Source organism: Streptosporangium saharense, from assembly GCF_014203715.1.
In the GTDB taxonomy this organism is placed as follows: domain Bacteria; phylum Actinomycetota; class Actinomycetes; order Streptosporangiales; family Streptosporangiaceae; genus Streptosporangium; species Streptosporangium saharense.
Map to the genome: position 1 here is coordinate 635750 of NZ_JACHJP010000004.1, position 17055 is coordinate 652804.

Sequence of the window (17055 nt, forward strand, 5' to 3'; positions counted from 1 at the left end):
TGCTTTCGGGGCAGTACGGCGACGGCTCGATCGCGCGTCGTCTCGAAATCGACTCGTGTTGACCACACATGGCCGTGATCGAGCAGGTCAGGGGCTTCCCGCTGCCCTTGGAGGTTAGAGAAGTACAGTTATCATAACTGTACTTCTCTAACCTGGACCGGACGTCATACCGTACGGCCCGGCCCTCCCGTACCAGGTCAGGCCCCATGCTGTTGATGGCCTTCTCCATCCTGCGATCGATGTCGTCCTACCGAACTTTGCTGATGCGCCTGAAATGTCCAACTCAATGAAAGTGATGATTTTCAGCGTTCCTCGCCGATAAACCCGCAGGTCGGCGAGGGTACTCCCCGCGCACGCGGGGATGGTCCCCGAACGAGTCGCGGCTGGCCGGCTACGGAACTGTGCTCCCCGCGACGCGGGGTTATCGCAAGAACTCCCTCGCCCCCCGCAGCCTGGTTCGTAGGTGTTTCTGGGTCTGGACACAGTTCAAACGGACGTCCAGAGGACGAGAGGAAGGAGCAAGACCGGAGGGGAGGTGTGCGGGGTTGAGGGAGTCGCGGTGGGCTATGAGGAGGCCGAGGTCGTGGCGTGACATCGCGTCGGGTCCGGCCACGTGGTGGGTTCCCGAGCGGTTGGAGGCCGCGAGTTCCAGGAGGGCCGAGGCCAGGTCGGAGACGTGCACCGGGCAGCGCACCTCGTTGGTGAACAGGAATCCCTGCTTCCGACCTGTGGCCAGGGCGTGCACCAGCTCTTCGTGGGAGGAGCCGCTGTCGCCGATGATCAGTGATGTCCGGGCGATCAGGGCCGAGGGGTCGATCGCCTGCACGGCCACCTCGGCCGCCGCCTTCGCCGCGCCGTACGGGGTGATCGGGTCGGGGACGCAGTCCTCGGTGTAGGTGACCGCCCGGCCGGAGAAGACCGCGTCGCTGGAGACGTGCACCAGGCGTCCGCCGCAGGAGCGGGTCGCGTCGGCCACGTGGGCGGCGCCGAGGGCCGTCGCCGTCCAGTCCGACTGGTTGTAGGCCGCGTTGACGACGACGTCGGGGGCGAAATCCCTGATCAGGTCGGCCACCGCCGTACGGTCGCGGACGTCGAGCGGCAGCCAATCGACCCCGGCCGTCGCCCCCGGGCGGCTCAGATAGGTCGCGCCGACGACATGGCCGGTCGCGGCCTGCCGTACGAGCTCGCCGCCGAGGAAGCCACTGGCACCAACCACGCAGATTCTCATGGACCGTCACCGTAGAGGACCGTACGAAACGTGCTTACGGTCCTACTCCGGGGTCGGCGAGGAGGCGTAGCCGGACAGGGCGGGTTCCAGGAGGTGGAAGGCCTGGGTGGCTTCCGCGGCGATGACGTTGGCGATCTCGTCGTTGGGGTGTCCGGCGAGGGTGAGGGTCTGGATGCGCTGGAACAGCACGCGGTGGACGGTGCTCAGCAGCCCGGCCGCGGTCTGGACGGTGATGTCGTACGGCTGGGCGCCGGTGGCCTTGGCGAGTTCCAGGGCGAGGTGGTGTTCGCGCTGGTCGTGCAGGCCGCGCAGGCAGACGCCCAGGGTGGGGCTGTCGGCGACCATGCGGGCGAACTCCTGACCGGAGAACCCGGCGACCGGGTTCTGGGCGTTCACGGCCTCGGCGAAGGTGCGGCGTAGCGCGGCCAGGGCCGACTCTCCCGGGTGTCGCGTGGCGACGGCGTGGGCCAGGGAGATGGCGAACTCCTCCTGGTGGTCCAGGGCCAGGTCTTCCTTGCGGGGGAAGTAGTTGGTGACGGTCTTCTTGGCGACGCGGGCGGCGACGGCGATCTCGGCGATGGTCGTCTGCTCGAAGCCCTGGGTGATGAACAGCCTGGTCGCGTGGTCGGAGATGAGCTGCCGGGTCTCCTGCTTCTTCGTCTCGCGCAGCCCGGTCGTCGGCGCGGATGCCTGGGTAGCCATGGACGTAATCTTACCATCGTCGCATCTTTATGTTGACACTCTCTGGATCCTTGGGCTAAGTTTACCACCGTACGAAGTTTGTGACGGTGCGATGAGAGGACCCCATGACTACGATCGCCGCAGGCGCGGAATTCGACCGCCAGGTCCACAACCTGGTCAAACTGGAGGACTCGGCGACGGCGGAGCAGCTTCGGTCTCTGGTCGCTCCTCTGCGCGACCTCGCCACGGAGCTCGGGAGCGTCACCTGCGAGCCCGACACCGGGCGGCTTCCCTTCGTGCTCGTGGTCACCCGCCAGGTCGTCCCGATCGAGCAGATGATGCCGCGCACCACCGTGCACGGGAAGACCAAGCCGGGCTTCGTCGACCGCTCCTTCGAGCCCGGCTCCCTGGAGCGGTTCGTCGCCACCGGGGAGACCGGCCTTTCCGACGACCAGACCGCCTACCTGCTGCTGGACGTCGAGCGCGGTGAGGAGTTCTGCGGCGCCGTGCCCCGCGACGCCATGAACACCATCAGGACCAGGGGACGCACCCCGATCACCATCGAGGAGGGCATCGCGGTGATCACCCAGTTCCCCGAGGTCCTGGCCAAGAACAAGTGCTTCTCCCTCGGTGGTTCCCGCTCCGGCGACCGCCGCGTCCCGGCGCTCTGGATCAGCCAGCACACCCCCAAGCTTGGCTGGTGCTGGGAGGGCAACCCGCACACCTGGCTCGGGATGGCCTCCGCGGGCGGGCGCCGTACGACCACATAGCCGGGAAAAGTTTTTCGCGGGAGCTGTCACAGGTCCGGAGGCTGCCCTGTCTTAGCTGGTGACCGGTTGGCACGCGGAGAGGGGCTGCTATGAAGATCGTCGTGATCGGCGGGACCGGCCTGATCGGGTCGAAGCTCGTGGCGAAACTGGGGGAGCACGGTCACCAGGCCGTGGCGGCGGCGCCGAGCACCGGGGTCAACACCCTCACCGGCGAGGGGCTCGCGGAGGTGATGGCCGGCACGCAGGTGGTGGTGGACGTGTCGAACTCGCCGTCGTTCGAGCCCACCGCGGTGATGGAGTTCTTCGAGACCTCCACGCGCAACCTGCTGGCCGCGGAGGCGGTGGCCGGGGTTGGTCACCACGTCGCGGTGTCGGTGGTGGGGACGGAACGGCTGCCGGAGAACGGCTACTTCCGGGCGAAGATCGCCCAGGAGCGGTTGATCGAGAAGTCGTCGATCCCGTTCTCCCTCGTCCACGCGACCCAGTTCTTCGAGTTCGTACGGCACATCGCCGACGAGGCGACGGACGGCGACACCGTGCGGATCGCCCCCGTGTCCTTCCAGCCCATGGCCGGGGACGAGGTCGCCCAGGCGGTCGGCGGGGTCGCGGTGGGCACGCCGCTCAACGGCCGGGTCGAGATCGGCGGTCCCGAGCGGTTCCGGATGGATGAGTTCTTCCGTGACGCCCTGGCCGGATGGGGCGATCCACGCCAGGTCGTCACCGACCCGCACGCGCGCTACTTCGGCAGCGAACTGGAGGAACGGACGCTGGTTCCCGGTGACGGCGCCACTCTCGGCAAGATCCGCTACCGCGACTGGCTTGGCCGTACGGCACAGGCCGGGTGACACGGCCCGCGACGCCGTACGGCCCGGCCAGCCATACACGAGCTCTGGGCCGAGGTCCAGGTTGAGCTGACCCGGGCCGAGGCGAGTCATCCCGAGAAGCTGGCCGGGCTGCCGGTCACCGAATGGCTGTTCGGCCCGACGGACGTCGAACGCGAGGAGGGGGCCTGCTCGACGCGGTGGAGGCCCTGACCCGGGTCCCCGGCGACCTCGGTGCGATGGTGGAACGTAGGTGATTTCGACCGGGACCGATGTGGACGAACTACCGCCGACGTAGTGAAGGCAAGGGTGAACATGCGTACAGAATCCCGATCTCTGGAACAGGTCGCTTCCGCCTTTGTCGAGATGCGTCCCCGCCTGTTCGGTATCGCCTACCGGATGCTCGGCAGCGTGACCGAGGCCGAGGACATCCTCCAGGAGGTCTGGCTGCGCTGGCAGAAGACCGACCGCGAGACCATCGAGAATCCCCCGGCCTTCCTGGCCCTGATCACCACACGACTGGCCATCAACGTCATCCAGTCCGCACGTTCGCGCCGCGAGTCCTACATCGGACCCTGGCTTCCCGAACCCGTGGACACCAGTCTCGACCCCACCCTGGGCGCGGAACGGGGCGAAGCACTCGAACTCGCCTTCCTGTTGCTGCTGGAGAGGCTGACCCCCACCGAGCGGGCCGCCTACGTGCTCCGTGAGGCGTTCGTCTACCCCTATCCACAGATCGCGGAGATCCTCCAGCTCAGCCCGGTCAACGTTCGCCAGCTCGTGAGCCGCGCTCGCAAACACCTGACCGCCGCCCGCCGCGAGTCCATCGACAGGTCGGAGCACCGGCGCCTGCTGAAGGTCTTCCTCACCGCCGCCGAGACCGGGAACATCGCCGCCCTCGAAGACCTCTTCGCGGCGGACGTCGTCAGCTCCTCCGACGGCGGCGGCATGAGGGGATCGGCGCGCTTCCCCATCCTGGGCGGCGACCGCGTGGCGCGGTTCATCGGCACGTACGCGCCACGCTACTGGCCGGGAACCGACATCAGATGGGTCGAGGCGAACGGCCGCGCCGGGGTGCTCGTCCCCCGCAGCCGAGGCGTCACCTTCCTCACCATCGACGCCTCCCCGGAGGGCATCCACCACGTCCTGTGGGTCGTCAACCCGGCCAAACTCAACGCCTTCGAACGGTCACGGGGCGAACCATGGCTGAGGTGAGCGCCGGGACGCTGGCGGAGATGCTCAACGAACGCCGGCACCTGATCGAGATCGCCCGCTGGATGTTCGGCTCGGAGACCATGGCCGACCGAATAGTCCAGGAAACCTACCGCCGCTGGTACACCCTCACCGACGAGGAACGCACCAAGATCACGATCCCCCGAGCCTGGCTCACAAAGGTAGCCGGAAGCATCTGCCTCGACCTCCTCGCCACTTCCGGTACAGCCCGGTCCATCGTCGGCCCCGATGTCATCCCGCAGCTCCCCGGCATTCCCGATGCCGCCGACGTCTCCGGTGGCGTGCCGCAGCCCTCCGGAACTCCCGGCGACACGCCACAACCAGCCATTTCCGGTACGGCCCGGCCTCCCGGGCCTGTTGTCAGTCTCGGTGGGATGCCACAACCAGATATTTCCGGTACGACCGGGCTTCCCGGACCTGTCGCGGGCCCCGGTGACACGCCACAACCAGGCGCTTCCGGTACGGCCCGGCCCCCCGAGTCTGTCGTGGGCCCGGGTGGGATGCCACATCCAGATATTTCCAGTACGGCCTGGCCTCCCGGGCCTGTTGTCAGTCCTGGCGACATGCCACAACCAGGCATTTCCGGTACGGCACGGCAGCCTGGTTCTGTCGCCGGGCCCGTGCCCCGGCCCGAGTTCGCCAGCGGCCTCGCGCGCCACCAGGCCGGATCGAACCGGGCGGTGCTCGACGGGGATGACCGTGTCGTACGGCGGTTCGCCGAGGTCTGTGCCCTGGGAGACGTGACGGCGCTGGGGGAGATCCTGACCACGGGCGCGACAGCCGTCAGCGACGGGGGAGGAAAACTACGCGCCGCCGTACATCCCGTCTATGGGGCGGACTCGGTAGCCCGGTTCGTCATAGCCCTGCTGGCCGGTCAGCCCGGTACCGAGGTGACTGCCGAGTCCGTGAACGGCAGGACGGGCCTGGTGCTGCGTCAGGCGGGTCAGGCCGTGGCGGTGGTCGGCATGAGCGTCGCCGGAGCCATGGTCACCGCAGTGTGGATCGTGCTGAACCCCGACAAGTTGCAACCCTGGCACCGTCCATGACCGGCGTGCCCGCACCACCGAAAGGCCGTACGGTGAACGACCCGAGACTGTCCACGGAGCACGACTACAGCGGCTCCGCGTTCAAACCGCTCTACGTCACGAGCGTCGAGGTGAGCGGCGGCAGCTCCGCCCACGGCCGGGCCACCGGCAGGGCCCGTTCCGCCGACGGCTCCCTTGACCTGGAGCTGCGCATGCCCGAGGAACTGGGCGGCGACACCACGGGCCCGAATCCCGAGCAACTCTTCGCCGCCGGGTACGCCGCCTGCTTCCACGGCGCCCTCAGCCTGTTGGCCCGTCAACACCGCCTCGACCCGGAGCCGATCACGGTCAAGGCGACCGTCGCCTTCGGCCGCGACCCCGCCGACGGCGGCTACCAACTCCACGCCGACCTCGTCATAACCTGGCCCGAAGTCGACCACGCCCAGGCCGCCCCCCTCCTATCCCAGGCCACGGCCCTCTGCCCCTACGCCAAAATGACCCGCCAAGGCATCCCCACCACCATCACCCTCGCTCCTTGACCCTTGCGGTCCTTGTTCGATGGCTCGTGGGACGGCTCGACATCCTTACCTTGCGAACCCTTCAGGGCGATGAGCGACGTCCAGTACAGGACGCCGTCCTCGCCCAGGGCGCCCCGTTGCGAACCCTTCAGGGTGATGAGCGACCTGGCCGTGCGGGGGGAGAGGGCATGAGCCGCCGCACGTTGCGAACCCTTCAGGGTGATGAGCGACGGACAGTCCCAAGACCGTCCTGGACGTACGGCCTGCGTTGTGAACCTTTCAGGGTGATGAGCGACCCGGGTGACCGCGTGGCGAGCCCGCCGCAAGCAGCAGGCCACGTTGCGAACCCTTCAGGGTGATGAGCGACTTGCCCAACAGACGTCGGCCAACCTCCTGAACCGCCCGTTGCGAACCCTTCAGGGTGATGAGCGACTTGCGCTCCCTTATGCCCGGGGCCGACGACCTGAACACGTTGCGAACCCTTCAGGGTGATGAGCGACGCCTACGCCGTCCTTGACCGGCTGACCGTCGCCCCGTTGCGAACCCTTCAGGGTGATGAGCGACCCGAGGGTAAAGCCCCAGGTCGGGCCTACCGCTGTGAGAGCAGGAGGCCCTGTTTTTGCAGCAGTCCGGCGGTAGTGCAGAAGCGCAGGTCAGAGCGTTGATCGTCTTTGGGAGGGCGGTCGTGTCCAACGACGCTTTCCTATCAGTTTCCCGAAGGTGAAGCCAGGGGGGTGAATGCGTTCGTGAGCACCGCGTCATGGTGTCTCCGACAGGGCCAAGATGCGGGCTCCGTCCTCAGGCAGGATTCGGGTCATGTCCTGGCCCTCATCCGTCACCGTGACGATCAGTCAGATAAGGCCTTGTGCGAGGGCTGGGACATCGCGAGGCGCCTTCGTTTGGTCAGCGAAGTTCCAGAGGAGAACCGATACCGGGGTGGCTCATTGTTCTCTGTTCAGTGCCAGGCTCCGTCGATGATTTTCGCGTCCGTGAAGCTGCCTTCGGCCACGCGCCGGGGCACCTCCTGCCATTCACGGATCACTCGGCGTCTGCCGTCAGGGATATGGGGCCAGTCAGTACGGGTGACCGGCTGCCCGGCGTAGATGGGGTCCCAGGTGATGACGTGGAGGGCGCCGATCTCGGGTGCGAGGGTTTTCAGGATGTGGACCGCGCGGCGGTGATACCACTTGCAGATGGCCGTGATGGTCAGTCCGCTCTCCAACGCCTCGTGCAGGAGTGGTAGCGCGAATTCGACGTTCTGCCAGGTGTTGGCGGAGCGGTCCTCGTAGCGGATCGCCGCCTCGGGGACGTCGCGTTCGAGGAGGAGGCGGTGGAACATGGTCCCCTCGACGACGCCGTTGTGGCGGTTGACGCCCCCGGTCGCGATGATCAGCGGGGCGAGCCCACGGTAATACCGCTCGGCCGCGATCTCGGCCGGTTGGGTCTGGTAGGTGCCGAAGATGAGATGAGCGGTCGGCTCATCGGGCGGCGGGGCCGCGGTGTCCACGAACGCGGTGACAGCGGGAATCTGCTCGTCGTCGGTGTCGTCGCTCATCCATTTTCCTTGGTAGAGGCAGATAGCTTTGACGGATGTTCGGCTGGGTCGTTGGCTATTTCCAGGTATCGGGCATGGTAATCCGCAGTTCGGCGTGTATTCCCGAAGTCGCTCCTTCATGGATCACCCTGTTGACGGGCGGCAATTCCATATCGCGAGTCTTTAGCTGCTGGAAGTCACCCGAGCGGATGTCACGCGGTCTTTCCGTCGTCCACGCCACCTTGTAGGTCATTCACAGGCGATCACCTGTCGGGGTTGGTCGGGGAAGTTCTCCTCGTCGAACAGCACCCACTCGGTCACCGTGACCTCGTACAACCGTGTCGGTGTGTGTCCGGCTGCGAGTTTCTCCCTGTCCAGGGCTCCTGCGGCGGCCGGCCAGCGGGTGACGAAGTCGGTGATCTCCTGGTCGATGCCCTCGGTGGGAAGTTGGCGGGCCTGTCCGGTGAAGGACACACCGCGTACCGTCTGCCCAAGCCCGTCCAGAGGGATGGCGACGATCGCACCGGCCACCCGCGCGTCCTTCGTGATGGCCCGGCTGTGGGCGCGGTCATGGCGGGAGATCCACCGCAGCACGTCAGGGGCGAAGTGCGGGTCGTACCAGACGCTGCACACCCGAGGATCGCCCTCGCCGGTGAGGGTTGCCACCTGCATCAACGATCCGCTGGCGACGTACTCCTGGAGCAGAACTCGGGCCGTGGTCATCTGCGAGTCCTTTGGCGGGCTTCAGGGCTTGGGGAGCCAGGAGCGTGCCGAACCCGTGGGCGCCTTTCACAGCGCGGAGGCACGCTCGAAGCGCATCAGAGCGAGTTCGGCGGTGTCGGTCAGGGAACTTTCCCGAGCGGACTACCCGGGCAGTTTTCGGATCAGGGCGTCGGAGACCATGGCGTCGGGTGTGGCCTGTACGGTGCCGACCTTTCGCCATCCCCATCGCAGGTACATGTCGTGGGCCGGAGCCGCTGGGTTGGCCAGCACCGTCGCGTACGGTGCCTCCTGACCCGTCAGAAGCTCATCGAGAAGCTTCCTGCCGATGCCCTGGTTGCGGTGGTCCTGGCAGACGTTCAACTCGATCACGGCGAACAGGCTGGATGCTTCGGTGACTTCCGGTGGGGCGGGGGTGGCATGCCCACCCCACCAGCTCGCCAGCGGAACTCCGAACGCGAACCCGACCAGGATTGGTCCGTCCTCGGCCGACACCGCGGTGAAGCCCGGCCGCTTGACCTGGCGGCCGGTGCGCTCCAGGTATCGGTCGGGCTGGTAGAGCGGACCGGACAGGTAAGGCGGTTCGGCACGCGTGGCGAGATACAGCTCCACGTGCCGCTCGTCGAGCACTTGAGCAGCGGCTTCGCCGGTCACACGACGAAACTCCAAACCCATCAGCTTTCTCCTCGGGACAGGGCGAACTGGCGGCGGTAGTCGAGCACGGCGTCATGGGTCTGAGCTGTGGCAGGAGCCGCGTCGGCGACCAACGCCGCAGTACGCAGCACGAATCTGTTGACATTCGAACCAAGTTCGGTCACGACGCGACGGGCATACTCCAGGCCGTCGTCAACGTCACCGCCCCGCACGGCGGAGATCGCCTCGTGCAACCGTACTTGAGCAGTCTGGCGAGGACGTCCCACGGGATGAGCGGCGAGCGCTTCTTGCTGAGCCTGCGCGGTGCGCGGGTGACCGCACAAGGCATAGACCAGGGATCGAGTATGCAAAAGCCGAAACAGTGGCCATCCGTCCATGGCGTAAGACAACTGGTTGCGGGTGACCTCATCAGGTAGAGCGTCGAAAACGTCGGCCTGCTCATCGAGAGCGGCATAGGCCGAAGCATGATCCCCCGCGAGAGCCAGAGCGTGCGCGCGGGCGCCGAGCGCTCTGGCCATGGCCTGGCATGGCCGACCTTCCATAAGGTCAAGCACGGTGTTCACTCGGGACAGCACCAATGCGAGCGGGCGGTCCTCGTACAGCCCTTGAACGGCTTCTGAGGCATGGGCCAACGCCATAGTGTGACGATTTCCGGTCTGTTCGGCCGCGCGCCGTGCTGACGCCCACCAGTGGCGAGACTCCCGGCCGCGTCCCGCTGAGCCGAGGGTGTCGGCCATGAGAAACGTGAACCGCGCGTTGAGGAATCTCCACTGCCCCGCTTCGTGGCTGGGAGCACGATCCATGGCCTGCTGAAATGCGAGAACGTCCAGCGACAAATCGTGAATCACCATTGACGGCGGACGCCCTGCCATCTGCAGGCCGTACTCCCATGCGATCTCTTCCCACTCGGCGAGAACCGAGACGCCCGTACGGCGGTCAACGACCGTGCGTAGTTGCTCCAGTCCTTCAAGAGGCGCGACCGCAGACACGCCTACTCCCGCGATGCCTGCGAGAAGTGTGCGGCGCAGCAACTCACTCTCCTGTTCCGAGTCGTTACTCGGACCAGCATACGAAGGGACCGCAAGTTTCTTGGACGGTGCTCTCTCCAGGAGATTCAGTTCCACGCCGAGGACTTGCGCGAGGGCGGGCAGCCACGCGCCTGGCCTGACGCGGCCCTGTTCCCATCTGCCGACCTCGTGCCGGGTGAGGGTCCAGGTGCCGGTGTGGGCACACAACCTTTCCGCCTCCTCCGCCTGTGTCATTCCGGCAGCTTCGCGGAGGTGTTTCAGTAGGTCCGGAAGTGGTAGATCGGGTGCTTCCACCGGGGGATCCTTTTCGGTCAGCATGGGGGCACGCTGTGGGCACGCACGAGCGCCCCTCCATAGTGCCGTCAAATGGCAGATGCTGCATGCGCCTGGCAACAAGCGACGCGAGCAGCGGGAAACTTAGGACATTTATCTCCTTTCGGCTGCGTGAGGCCAGGCGAGTAATTCCTTCCGAAGAAATACCAAGACGACCATCTATCAGCGCAAATCCGGATGAAAGGAACAGCCCTCGCCCGATGCGGGGGCACCAGAGCCGCTACTTCCCCGCCAGCCCGTTTCTCGTTGTGTCGACAAGTGCCCCCTGGGGCTGCCTCACCCAAGGAGTTCACCGTGTTTCCACTCAATACGCCCATGACCGATGCTCTGCGCCGGAAGTTCAGCGAGGGGTTCTACGACCCCAAGGCGCCTCAGCTGCGTCACCTGCAGAGTTTGCTGGCTCGGTTGCGGGTGGAGACGGTGTTCGTGTGTGAGGACGGTGCTCCCCGGGTGGAGGTCCCGGGGCGGGAGGTTGTCATCTGGACCGATCGTCGGGAGCGGATCTACTTCTGGAAGCACCGGAACGAGCGGGCGCTTCAGGTGCCGGTGGAGCAGGCCGAGGAGGCGGCCCGTCAGATCGCCGACCACCTGGCCCGTCTGGCGGCGGGCTCCGGCGCGGAGGAGGGGGCGGCCTCGTGATCGGACGCTCCCGGCCCGCAGGACGCCACCGCGACGGGCAGGCGCACACCCCGGTGTATCGGCGGGTGTGGGACGGCCCGGCTCGGGCGGAGGCTGAGGTGTTGGGAAGCATCTCGCCGGGATGGTCGGTGCTCTACAGCCTGAGCATGCGCCGCTTCTTCGGCCTGTGCGCTTGGCCTTCCCCGCAACCGGTGATGATCAGTGACGCCACCGCCGAAGGCTTGGAGCAGCGGATGCGCGAGACCGAGACGCTGCTGATCCTGCGGATGCCGCTCTCTGAGTCGTTGGGGAGGGCGGCGTGAGGAGTTGCGAGGCCGTACAGCAAGCCCACCCGGACTGGCTCGTGTTCCACAACTCGGCGACCGGGGTGTGGAGCGCTTATCGGCGTGCTCTGCCGTACAGACCGGGATCTCGAAGCGTGTCGCTGGTGCGGGCCGCGTCGGTTGAGGAGTTGGACCGCAAGCTGGCCGCTCAGGTGTTCCCGGTGGTGCCGCCGAGCATCCGGGCCGTGGCCGTCGCCCGTGCGCTTCAGGCCCGAACCGCTCATGCCGTCCGGGCCGTCACCGTCCAGGCCGGGCGGGCCGGTCAGCGGCCACCTGGCCTGCGCAGACTTCTGCGCTCCTAAGCCGGTACGGCGGGCAGGGGAAATCATCCCGTCCTCTGCCCGCCGTACCCCATGAACGTGCGGCTCAGGTTGGAGGGCTTGGGCCGCACACCTCGCAAGGCGGCTCCCATACACGTCGGGACATGGCAGGGCGTGTTGGGGAAGGGGGAGCCGCCTGGCGCACCGGTCTTCCACAACGTGTGGAAGGCCGGTCCTCCTCCAGGGTGCCCGGTCTGTGCTCCCCGGCTCGGGGCCGGGCACCCGCCCCATCCATTCCTGAAACTCCCGCACCAGGGACGACCATGACCGATCTCGAACGGCGGCTGATCGACGTGCTCGTCAGCACGCACCCCGGCTGGCGCTACGAACAACGCGACCTGCCCGGACTGCCCCGGTGGTGGGCCATCCGGTACTACCCGCTGCGGCCCGACCAGCGCAAAGCCGGGGCTCGGGACGTGCTGGGCCGTACCAGCCTGCGCCGGTTGGTCAGCGCGTTGGCACGCCACGACAAGATCCTCCACAACCTCCGCTACTGAAGGCCACGCATGCCGTACAGGACAAAGAAGAAACCCCCCACGCCCGACGGAACCTTCGCCACAGGAGAGACCACCGACCGGCTTCTCACCCCCGGCGAAGTGGCGCACATCTTCGGCGTCGATCCCAAGACCGTCAACCGGTGGTCGCTCACCGGGAAGATTCCGTCGATCAGGACGCCGAGTGGGCAGCGCCGTTACCGACAGAGCGACATCAACGCCCTCATCGTCTCGCGGTGATTCAGACCAGCCAGTGGCCGTCGCGCATCAGGTCGCGTTCTCGCAGTTCGTCGACCTCGCGCCAGGACTGGATGCGGTGGGGGACGACCCTGAACCAGCGGTACGGCGTGGTTGACTCGCGGGGGTCGAAGCCGGTGCGTTCGGCGAACCGGTCTCCCAGCTCCGGTGGCAGGGCGTCGATCTCCAGGACCTCGACCTCGCCCTCGATCATGGACACGTCGCGGGTGTGGCCGAGTGCGAGCCGTACGGTCCGGGTGGCGGCCAGGTTCCTGCCGGTCGGGCTCGCGGCCGGGGTGGACAGCAGCAGTGCCTCGCCGTCCCAGTCGAAGGACAGCGGCACGAGGTACGGCACGCCGTCCGCCGAGGCGCTGGCCACCCAGAGATCGACGTCGTGGGCGAGCCGGTACTCGGTGTCGCGACGGCGGCGGGCGCGGGAACGCGGTTCGGGGCTCATCAGTCCTGGAGGAGGCCGAGGACGTTGCCGTCGAGGTCGGTGACCGTGGCCACCAGACGACCGCCGCCGACGTCGTGAGCGGCCTCCTTGAGGGTGGCACCCGCGGCGGTCACCTCGGCGAGCTTGGCCTCGATGTCGGTCACGTGCCAGTAGGCCACCGGCGAGTCCGGGCTCTGCGGTCCACCGGCGGGCACCAGGCCGATGTGCTGGCCCTCGACGTCGAAGCCGACGTAGTAGGGGGAGTCGGCCTGCGGCGCCACGCCGAGCAGGGCCGTGTAGACCGCCTTGGCCTTCTCGAGGTCGGTCACCGGGTGCAGCACGGTCTTGATGCCCTGGTGGGAAGAGTCGGCCATGATCACTCCTGGGTGGATCGTCTGTGTCGGACGGGAACCACGCTATCGACGGCCCACGGTCGGGCGCTTCTCGAATCCTGACCGGTCACCTGTATGTGGACATAAATTACGGCTTATATGGATAAATCGTAGAAGACGGTAACGCGTCGTCTTTTTGGGTCGATGGGAACCTCGGGGGTTGTCCGGGTGTTCGCTCGGTACCGCTGGCGTCCCCGCGCGATGGCCCGATGGGAGAAGGCGCAGACCATGGTGGGGTTCGTGGTGGTGGTCGGGATGGTCGCGTTCGTGGCGCTCGGCGCCCTGGTGTGGACGGTCCCGGTGCGGGGCGCGCGTCCCCGACCTGCGGCGCCGTGGCCGGTCGAGGCATACGCGCTGGGCACCGTGCCGAAGGACGGCGAACTGGAGATCCAGCACCTCAGAACCACCTGGCCGCAGGCCGAGGAGTGGGCGGTGACACACTCCCTGGCGGCCGACGTGGACGAGGTGTACGTCAGGCGGAACAGGACGACGTGGATCTGGCGGAACGGCGAACAGGTCAGAAAGATCACCCGAGGCGACCACGGAGACGCGCCGCACCCGGTCGTCGCCAGGCTGGCGAAGGACGAACACGTATGACGGTACGGCCCACACCGTGAAGATGATCACGTGGGGGTACGGCCCGCAGAGCGGGTCACCGGGACGAGCGTGAGGGGACGGGCTCGCATCACGGGGACGAACGCGTGACGTCTACGCTCCGCCTCGCGGAGCGGACCGCGACGGTACGGCCCGCAGAGCGGGTCACCAGGATGAGTATGAGGTACGGCCTGCGGAACGGGTTGCCGGGACGAGCGTTGAGGGGACGGGCCCGCACCACGGGGACGGACACGTGACGTCTACTCTCCGCCTCGCGGAGCGGACCGTGACGGTACGGCCCGCAGAATGGGTTGCCGGGACAGGCGTGTGACGTCTATGGCCCGCCTCGCGGAGTGGGTCACCCGGGACGCGCGTGAGGGGACAGCCCGCATCGCGGAGTGGGTCACGGGGACAAGCGGGGGGGTACGGCCTGCGGAACGGGTTATCGGGACAGGCGTGTGACGTCTGTGGCCGCGCCTCGCGGAGTGGGTTACTCGGGACGCGCGTGGCGGTACGGCTCGCAGCGTGGGAGCGGGTGTGCGCACACGGCCTCCACGGATCGGCTTCGCCGTACGGGATCAGGAGTGGCCCGCGTCCCTGACCAGTAGGGCCGCCTGGACGCGGTTGGAGCAGTTGAGTTTGGTCAGGATTCGGCTCACGTAGGTTTTGACGGACGCCTCGCTCATGGACAGGCCACGGCCGATCTCGGCGTTCGACATGCCCTCGGCCAGCAGGCGCAGGACCTCGGACTCGCGGGGGGCCAGTGTGCCGAGCAGCTCGGAGGCCCGGCGTCCGCGTTCGATCTCGGCGGGGGTGACCATGTCCAGGACCAGCCTGGTCACCGGGGGAGAGAGGTAGGCGTCGCCGCCGTACGCCGCCCTGACGGCACGGATCAGCTCGTCGGGCGTGCAGCTCTTGAGCACGAACCCGGCCGCGCCGCCCCGCAGCGCCCGCACCACGTTGGGCTCGGTGCCGAACGACTTGACTTCCTCCCGGCCCTAAAGGACCGGGATTCCCCGTGCCGCTGGCGCGGCATGCTGCCGCGCTCGTGGCCGGGGCGGTTGACGCTTCACAGACCGCCTGATGGCGAGGTCTCCACGTCCTGAGACCGCCTGCCCGGCGGCCTTGATGTTCTTGGCCGCGTTCACGTCGGCGTGCTCGACATGGCCGCAGGAGGTGCAGGCGAACCGCGCTTGGCTCTCACGCGATGCCGCATCCACCACCCTGCATGCCGAGCACGTCTGGGACGTGTACGCCGCCGGGACCTTGATCACCTTGCTGCCGGTGTGCCGGGCCGCGTTGTTCACCGCGAGTTCCAGCCCATACCAGCCCTTATCCAAGATCGCTCTGTTGAGGCCGGACTTCTGAGTGACCCGAGAGCCAGGCCGCTCGATGGTGCCCTTCGCTGTGGCCGTCATGTTCCTCGTGGTGAGGTCTTCCAGCACGACCGTGCCGTACCGGACGGTGACCGTCGCGGCGAGCTGGGCGTTGAAGTCCGCGCGGCGGGAGCGGACCCGCCGCATGAGCGCGCCCAGTTTGGCCACCACGCGCTTGCGCCGGTTGCTGCCCTTACGGGTGCGGGCGAGCTGGTGCTGGAGGCGGCGATACCGTTGCCTCTCGCCGCCGGTGATGAACGGCCGGTCGTGGAACGTCCCGTCGCTCGTGGTCGCGGCGACCACCACTCCCCGGTCGATCCCCACAGCCGGGCCGGGATGCGCCTCGGGAGTGCTCTTGCCGTCCTCGACGAGGAACGACACGAACCAGTTCCTGCCGTCGCGGGTGATCGTGGCCGAGCGCACGACACCGCCGAGGGGACGCGACCAGCGAAACCGCACCCATCCAAGCTTCGGCAGTTTCACCCGGCCCCACCGGCGGCCGATCTGTTGCACGACGATCTGCTTGGCGTCGGGGAACCGGAACGACGGCGACCACCTGCGATGGGACCGCCACCGGATCTTCCAGGCCCCGTGGGTTGTGACCGCCTGGTCCAGATCCTTGAGCGTCTGCTGGAGCACGTGGGAGGGCGCGTCCGACAGCCAGCCGAAATCCCGTTTGGCGTCGGCGAGTTGCCTGCACTGCTCGGCGTAGCCGATGAATGCGCCGCGCCGCCGATACTCCCGGCGCTGCTCCAGGCCGGTGTTCCACACCGACCGGCAAATACCGCCGATCTGTTCGGCGAACTCGGCCTGTGCCGGGGTGAACTCGATCCGATACCTGCGGCCGGACAGCATGAAACACCTCCCTCCACGGAACACCCAAGATATCCAATGGTACCCTGCGGGATCATGGTTGAGCGTATGAGCGTTCGGGAACTCCGAGACAACCTTGGCCATCGCGTCGGAGCGGCGCACCTGGCCGGGGAGCACACCATCGTGGAGAAGTACGGCGAAACCCAAGCCGTCCTCGTCCCCTACACATGGTGGGCCGAACGGCAAGACACGCGGGACGGTTCCGGGCTTACCCCGCCCTGAAGAACGGGGCCTGCACCCTCCAACGAGAGCGGTCAGCTTCCCCTGGTGGTGTTCGGTGTGCTGCTGGTCGGCGGCGAGTACACCTCGGGGACGATCACGGCCTCGTTGACGGCGGTGCCGCGACGCGGCCTGTTCTACGCGGGCAAGGTGCTGGCCGGGGCGCTGACGGCCCTGGGCGTCTCGGCGGTCTCGGTGGCCGTGTCCTTCGTCGCCGCCCAGGTGGGGCTGGGGCCGTACGGTATCTTGATCGGCGCGCCGGGGGTGGGGCAGGCTGTCGTCGGCGCGTGGCTCTATCTGGGTCTGATCTGCGTGTTCGCCATGGGGGTCGCGACGATGCTGCGGGGTTCTGCGGGGCCGCTCGCGATCCTGATGCCGCTGCTGTTCCTCGGTTCGCAGGGGCTCGGGAACATCTCCGGCCTGAAGACCGTGACCCAGTATCTCCCCGACCAGGCGGCTTCGGTGATCATGCACCTCACCGGGCCTGAGGGCGACCCGAGGTTCGGCCGTGACTTCGGTCCCTGGACGGGGATGGGCGTTCTCGTGCTCTGGGTCGCGCTCTCGCTCGGGGGCGGCTACCTCGTGCTGCGCCGCCGCGACGCCTGAG

At 67.4% G+C, this 17055-nt stretch carries 22 protein-coding genes and 1 CRISPR repeat array; of the genes, 12 read left to right on the plus strand and 10 right to left on the minus strand.

Annotation, left to right across the window (positions count from 1 at the left end):
- Positions 1-421: 421 nt before the first annotated feature.
- Positions 422-1228, minus strand: coding sequence for an SDR family oxidoreductase (locus FHS44_RS22780; RefSeq protein WP_184717799.1), 807 nt, complete (start codon positions 1226-1228; stop codon positions 422-424).
- Between the two features lie 42 nt (positions 1229-1270).
- Entirely contained in the window at positions 1271-1930 is a 660-nt protein-coding gene (locus FHS44_RS22785; protein ID WP_184717801.1) for a TetR/AcrR family transcriptional regulator, read from the minus strand.
- A 104-nt stretch (positions 1931-2034) separates the two neighbouring features.
- Here FHS44_RS22785 and FHS44_RS22790 point away from each other — a divergent pair, with 104 nt between their 5' ends.
- From FHS44_RS22790 to FHS44_RS22810, 5 genes are all read left to right on the plus strand, one after another.
- Complete coding sequence (locus FHS44_RS22790) at positions 2035-2679, plus strand: DUF5701 family protein (protein ID WP_184717804.1); 645 nt, start codon at positions 2035-2037, stop codon at positions 2677-2679.
- A gap of 89 nt (positions 2680-2768) precedes the next feature.
- Positions 2769-3524: an SDR family oxidoreductase gene (locus tag FHS44_RS22795; RefSeq protein WP_184717806.1), complete on the plus strand. Its 756-nt coding sequence runs from the start codon at positions 2769-2771 to the stop codon at positions 3522-3524.
- Positions 3525-3815: 291 nt separating this feature from the next.
- Entirely contained in the window at positions 3816-4715 is a 900-nt protein-coding gene (locus tag FHS44_RS22800; RefSeq protein ID WP_184717809.1) for an RNA polymerase sigma-70 factor, read from the plus strand.
- Positions 4703-5779: a sigma-70 family RNA polymerase sigma factor family protein gene (locus FHS44_RS22805; protein WP_184717811.1), complete on the plus strand. Its 1077-nt coding sequence runs from the start codon at positions 4703-4705 to the stop codon at positions 5777-5779. The genes FHS44_RS22800 and FHS44_RS22805 overlap by 13 nt, the downstream gene beginning before the upstream one ends.
- Positions 5780-5811: 32 nt before the next feature.
- The gene (locus FHS44_RS22810; RefSeq protein WP_221461131.1) at positions 5812-6297 is read left to right on the plus strand and encodes an Ohr family peroxiredoxin; all 486 of its coding nucleotides are present in this window, start codon (positions 5812-5814) and stop codon (positions 6295-6297) included.
- A 48-nt stretch (positions 6298-6345) separates the two neighbouring features.
- Positions 6346-6840: direct repeats of the CRISPR family, unit length 30 nt; unit sequence CGTTGCGAACCCTTCAGGGTGATGAGCGAC.
- 391 nt (positions 6841-7231) lie between these two features.
- Here the strand turns inward: FHS44_RS22810 and FHS44_RS22815 are convergent.
- The 4 genes from FHS44_RS22815 to FHS44_RS22830 form a co-directional block, all read right to left on the minus strand.
- Positions 7232-7831, minus strand: coding sequence for a YdcF family protein (locus FHS44_RS22815; RefSeq protein WP_184717815.1), 600 nt, complete (start codon positions 7829-7831; stop codon positions 7232-7234).
- A gap of 228 nt (positions 7832-8059) precedes the next feature.
- Positions 8060-8533 carry a pyridoxamine 5'-phosphate oxidase family protein gene (locus FHS44_RS22820; protein ID WP_184717817.1) on the minus strand — a complete coding sequence of 158 codons (474 nt, stop codon included), beginning with the start codon at positions 8531-8533 and terminating at the stop codon, positions 8060-8062.
- Positions 8534-8674: 141 nt separating this feature from the next.
- The gene (locus FHS44_RS22825) at positions 8675-9205 is read right to left on the minus strand and encodes a GNAT family N-acetyltransferase (RefSeq protein ID WP_184717819.1); all 531 of its coding nucleotides are present in this window, start codon (positions 9203-9205) and stop codon (positions 8675-8677) included.
- Entirely contained in the window at positions 9205-10530 is a 1326-nt protein-coding gene (locus FHS44_RS22830) for a helix-turn-helix domain-containing protein (RefSeq protein WP_184717821.1), read from the minus strand. The genes FHS44_RS22825 and FHS44_RS22830 overlap by 1 nt, the downstream gene beginning before the upstream one ends.
- A 330-nt stretch (positions 10531-10860) precedes the next feature.
- Between FHS44_RS22830 and FHS44_RS22835 the strand changes: the two genes are divergently transcribed.
- The 5 genes from FHS44_RS22835 (at position 10861) to FHS44_RS22855 (ending at position 12561) form a co-directional block, all read left to right on the plus strand.
- On the plus strand, positions 10861-11184 hold the full coding sequence (locus tag FHS44_RS22835) for a hypothetical protein (RefSeq protein WP_184717823.1): 324 nt from the start codon (positions 10861-10863) through the stop codon (positions 11182-11184).
- Positions 11181-11486 (plus strand): hypothetical protein, encoded by a 306-nt coding sequence (locus tag FHS44_RS22840; protein WP_184717825.1) that lies wholly within the window; start codon positions 11181-11183, stop codon positions 11484-11486. Before FHS44_RS22835 ends, FHS44_RS22840 begins: the two co-directional genes overlap by 4 nt.
- Positions 11483-11809 carry a hypothetical protein gene (locus FHS44_RS22845; protein WP_184717827.1) on the plus strand — a complete coding sequence of 109 codons (327 nt, stop codon included), beginning with the start codon at positions 11483-11485 and terminating at the stop codon, positions 11807-11809. Before FHS44_RS22840 ends, FHS44_RS22845 begins: the two co-directional genes overlap by 4 nt.
- A gap of 281 nt (positions 11810-12090) precedes the next feature.
- Positions 12091-12324, plus strand: coding sequence for a hypothetical protein (locus tag FHS44_RS22850; protein WP_184717829.1), 234 nt, complete (start codon positions 12091-12093; stop codon positions 12322-12324).
- Between the two features lie 9 nt (positions 12325-12333).
- Complete coding sequence (locus FHS44_RS22855; RefSeq protein WP_184717831.1) at positions 12334-12561, plus strand: BldC family transcriptional regulator; 228 nt, start codon at positions 12334-12336, stop codon at positions 12559-12561.
- Between the two features lies 1 nt (position 12562).
- On the opposite strand, the gene FHS44_RS22860 is transcribed toward FHS44_RS22855, so the two are convergent.
- Together FHS44_RS22860 and FHS44_RS22865 are read right to left on the minus strand one after the other, a co-directional pair.
- A complete protein-coding gene (locus tag FHS44_RS22860) occupies positions 12563-13015 on the minus strand; it encodes a pyridoxamine 5'-phosphate oxidase family protein (protein ID WP_184717833.1) in 453 nt (150 codons plus the stop codon).
- Positions 13015-13368: a VOC family protein gene (locus FHS44_RS22865; protein WP_184717836.1), complete on the minus strand. Its 354-nt coding sequence runs from the start codon at positions 13366-13368 to the stop codon at positions 13015-13017. The genes FHS44_RS22860 and FHS44_RS22865 overlap by 1 nt, the downstream gene beginning before the upstream one ends.
- Positions 13369-13554: 186 nt before the next feature.
- Between FHS44_RS22865 and FHS44_RS22870 the strand changes: the two genes are divergently transcribed.
- A complete protein-coding gene (locus FHS44_RS22870) occupies positions 13555-13983 on the plus strand; it encodes a hypothetical protein (protein WP_184717838.1) in 429 nt (142 codons plus the stop codon).
- 575 nt (positions 13984-14558) lie between these two features.
- Here FHS44_RS22870 and FHS44_RS42400 read toward each other — a convergent pair.
- Together FHS44_RS42400 and FHS44_RS22880 are read right to left on the minus strand one after the other, a co-directional pair.
- The gene (locus tag FHS44_RS42400) at positions 14559-14939 is read right to left on the minus strand and encodes a LuxR C-terminal-related transcriptional regulator (RefSeq protein ID WP_184717840.1); all 381 of its coding nucleotides are present in this window, start codon (positions 14937-14939) and stop codon (positions 14559-14561) included.
- 39 nt (positions 14940-14978) lie between these two features.
- Positions 14979-16211, minus strand: a complete 1233-nt coding sequence (locus FHS44_RS22880; protein ID WP_184717843.1) for an RNA-guided endonuclease InsQ/TnpB family protein — start codon at positions 16209-16211, stop codon at positions 14979-14981.
- Between the two features lie 285 nt (positions 16212-16496).
- Here FHS44_RS22880 and FHS44_RS22885 point away from each other — a divergent pair, with 285 nt between their 5' ends.
- Positions 16497-17054 (plus strand): ABC-2 transporter permease, encoded by a 558-nt coding sequence (locus FHS44_RS22885; RefSeq protein ID WP_221461132.1) that lies wholly within the window; start codon positions 16497-16499, stop codon positions 17052-17054.
- The last annotated feature ends 1 nt before the right edge of the window (position 17055 follow it).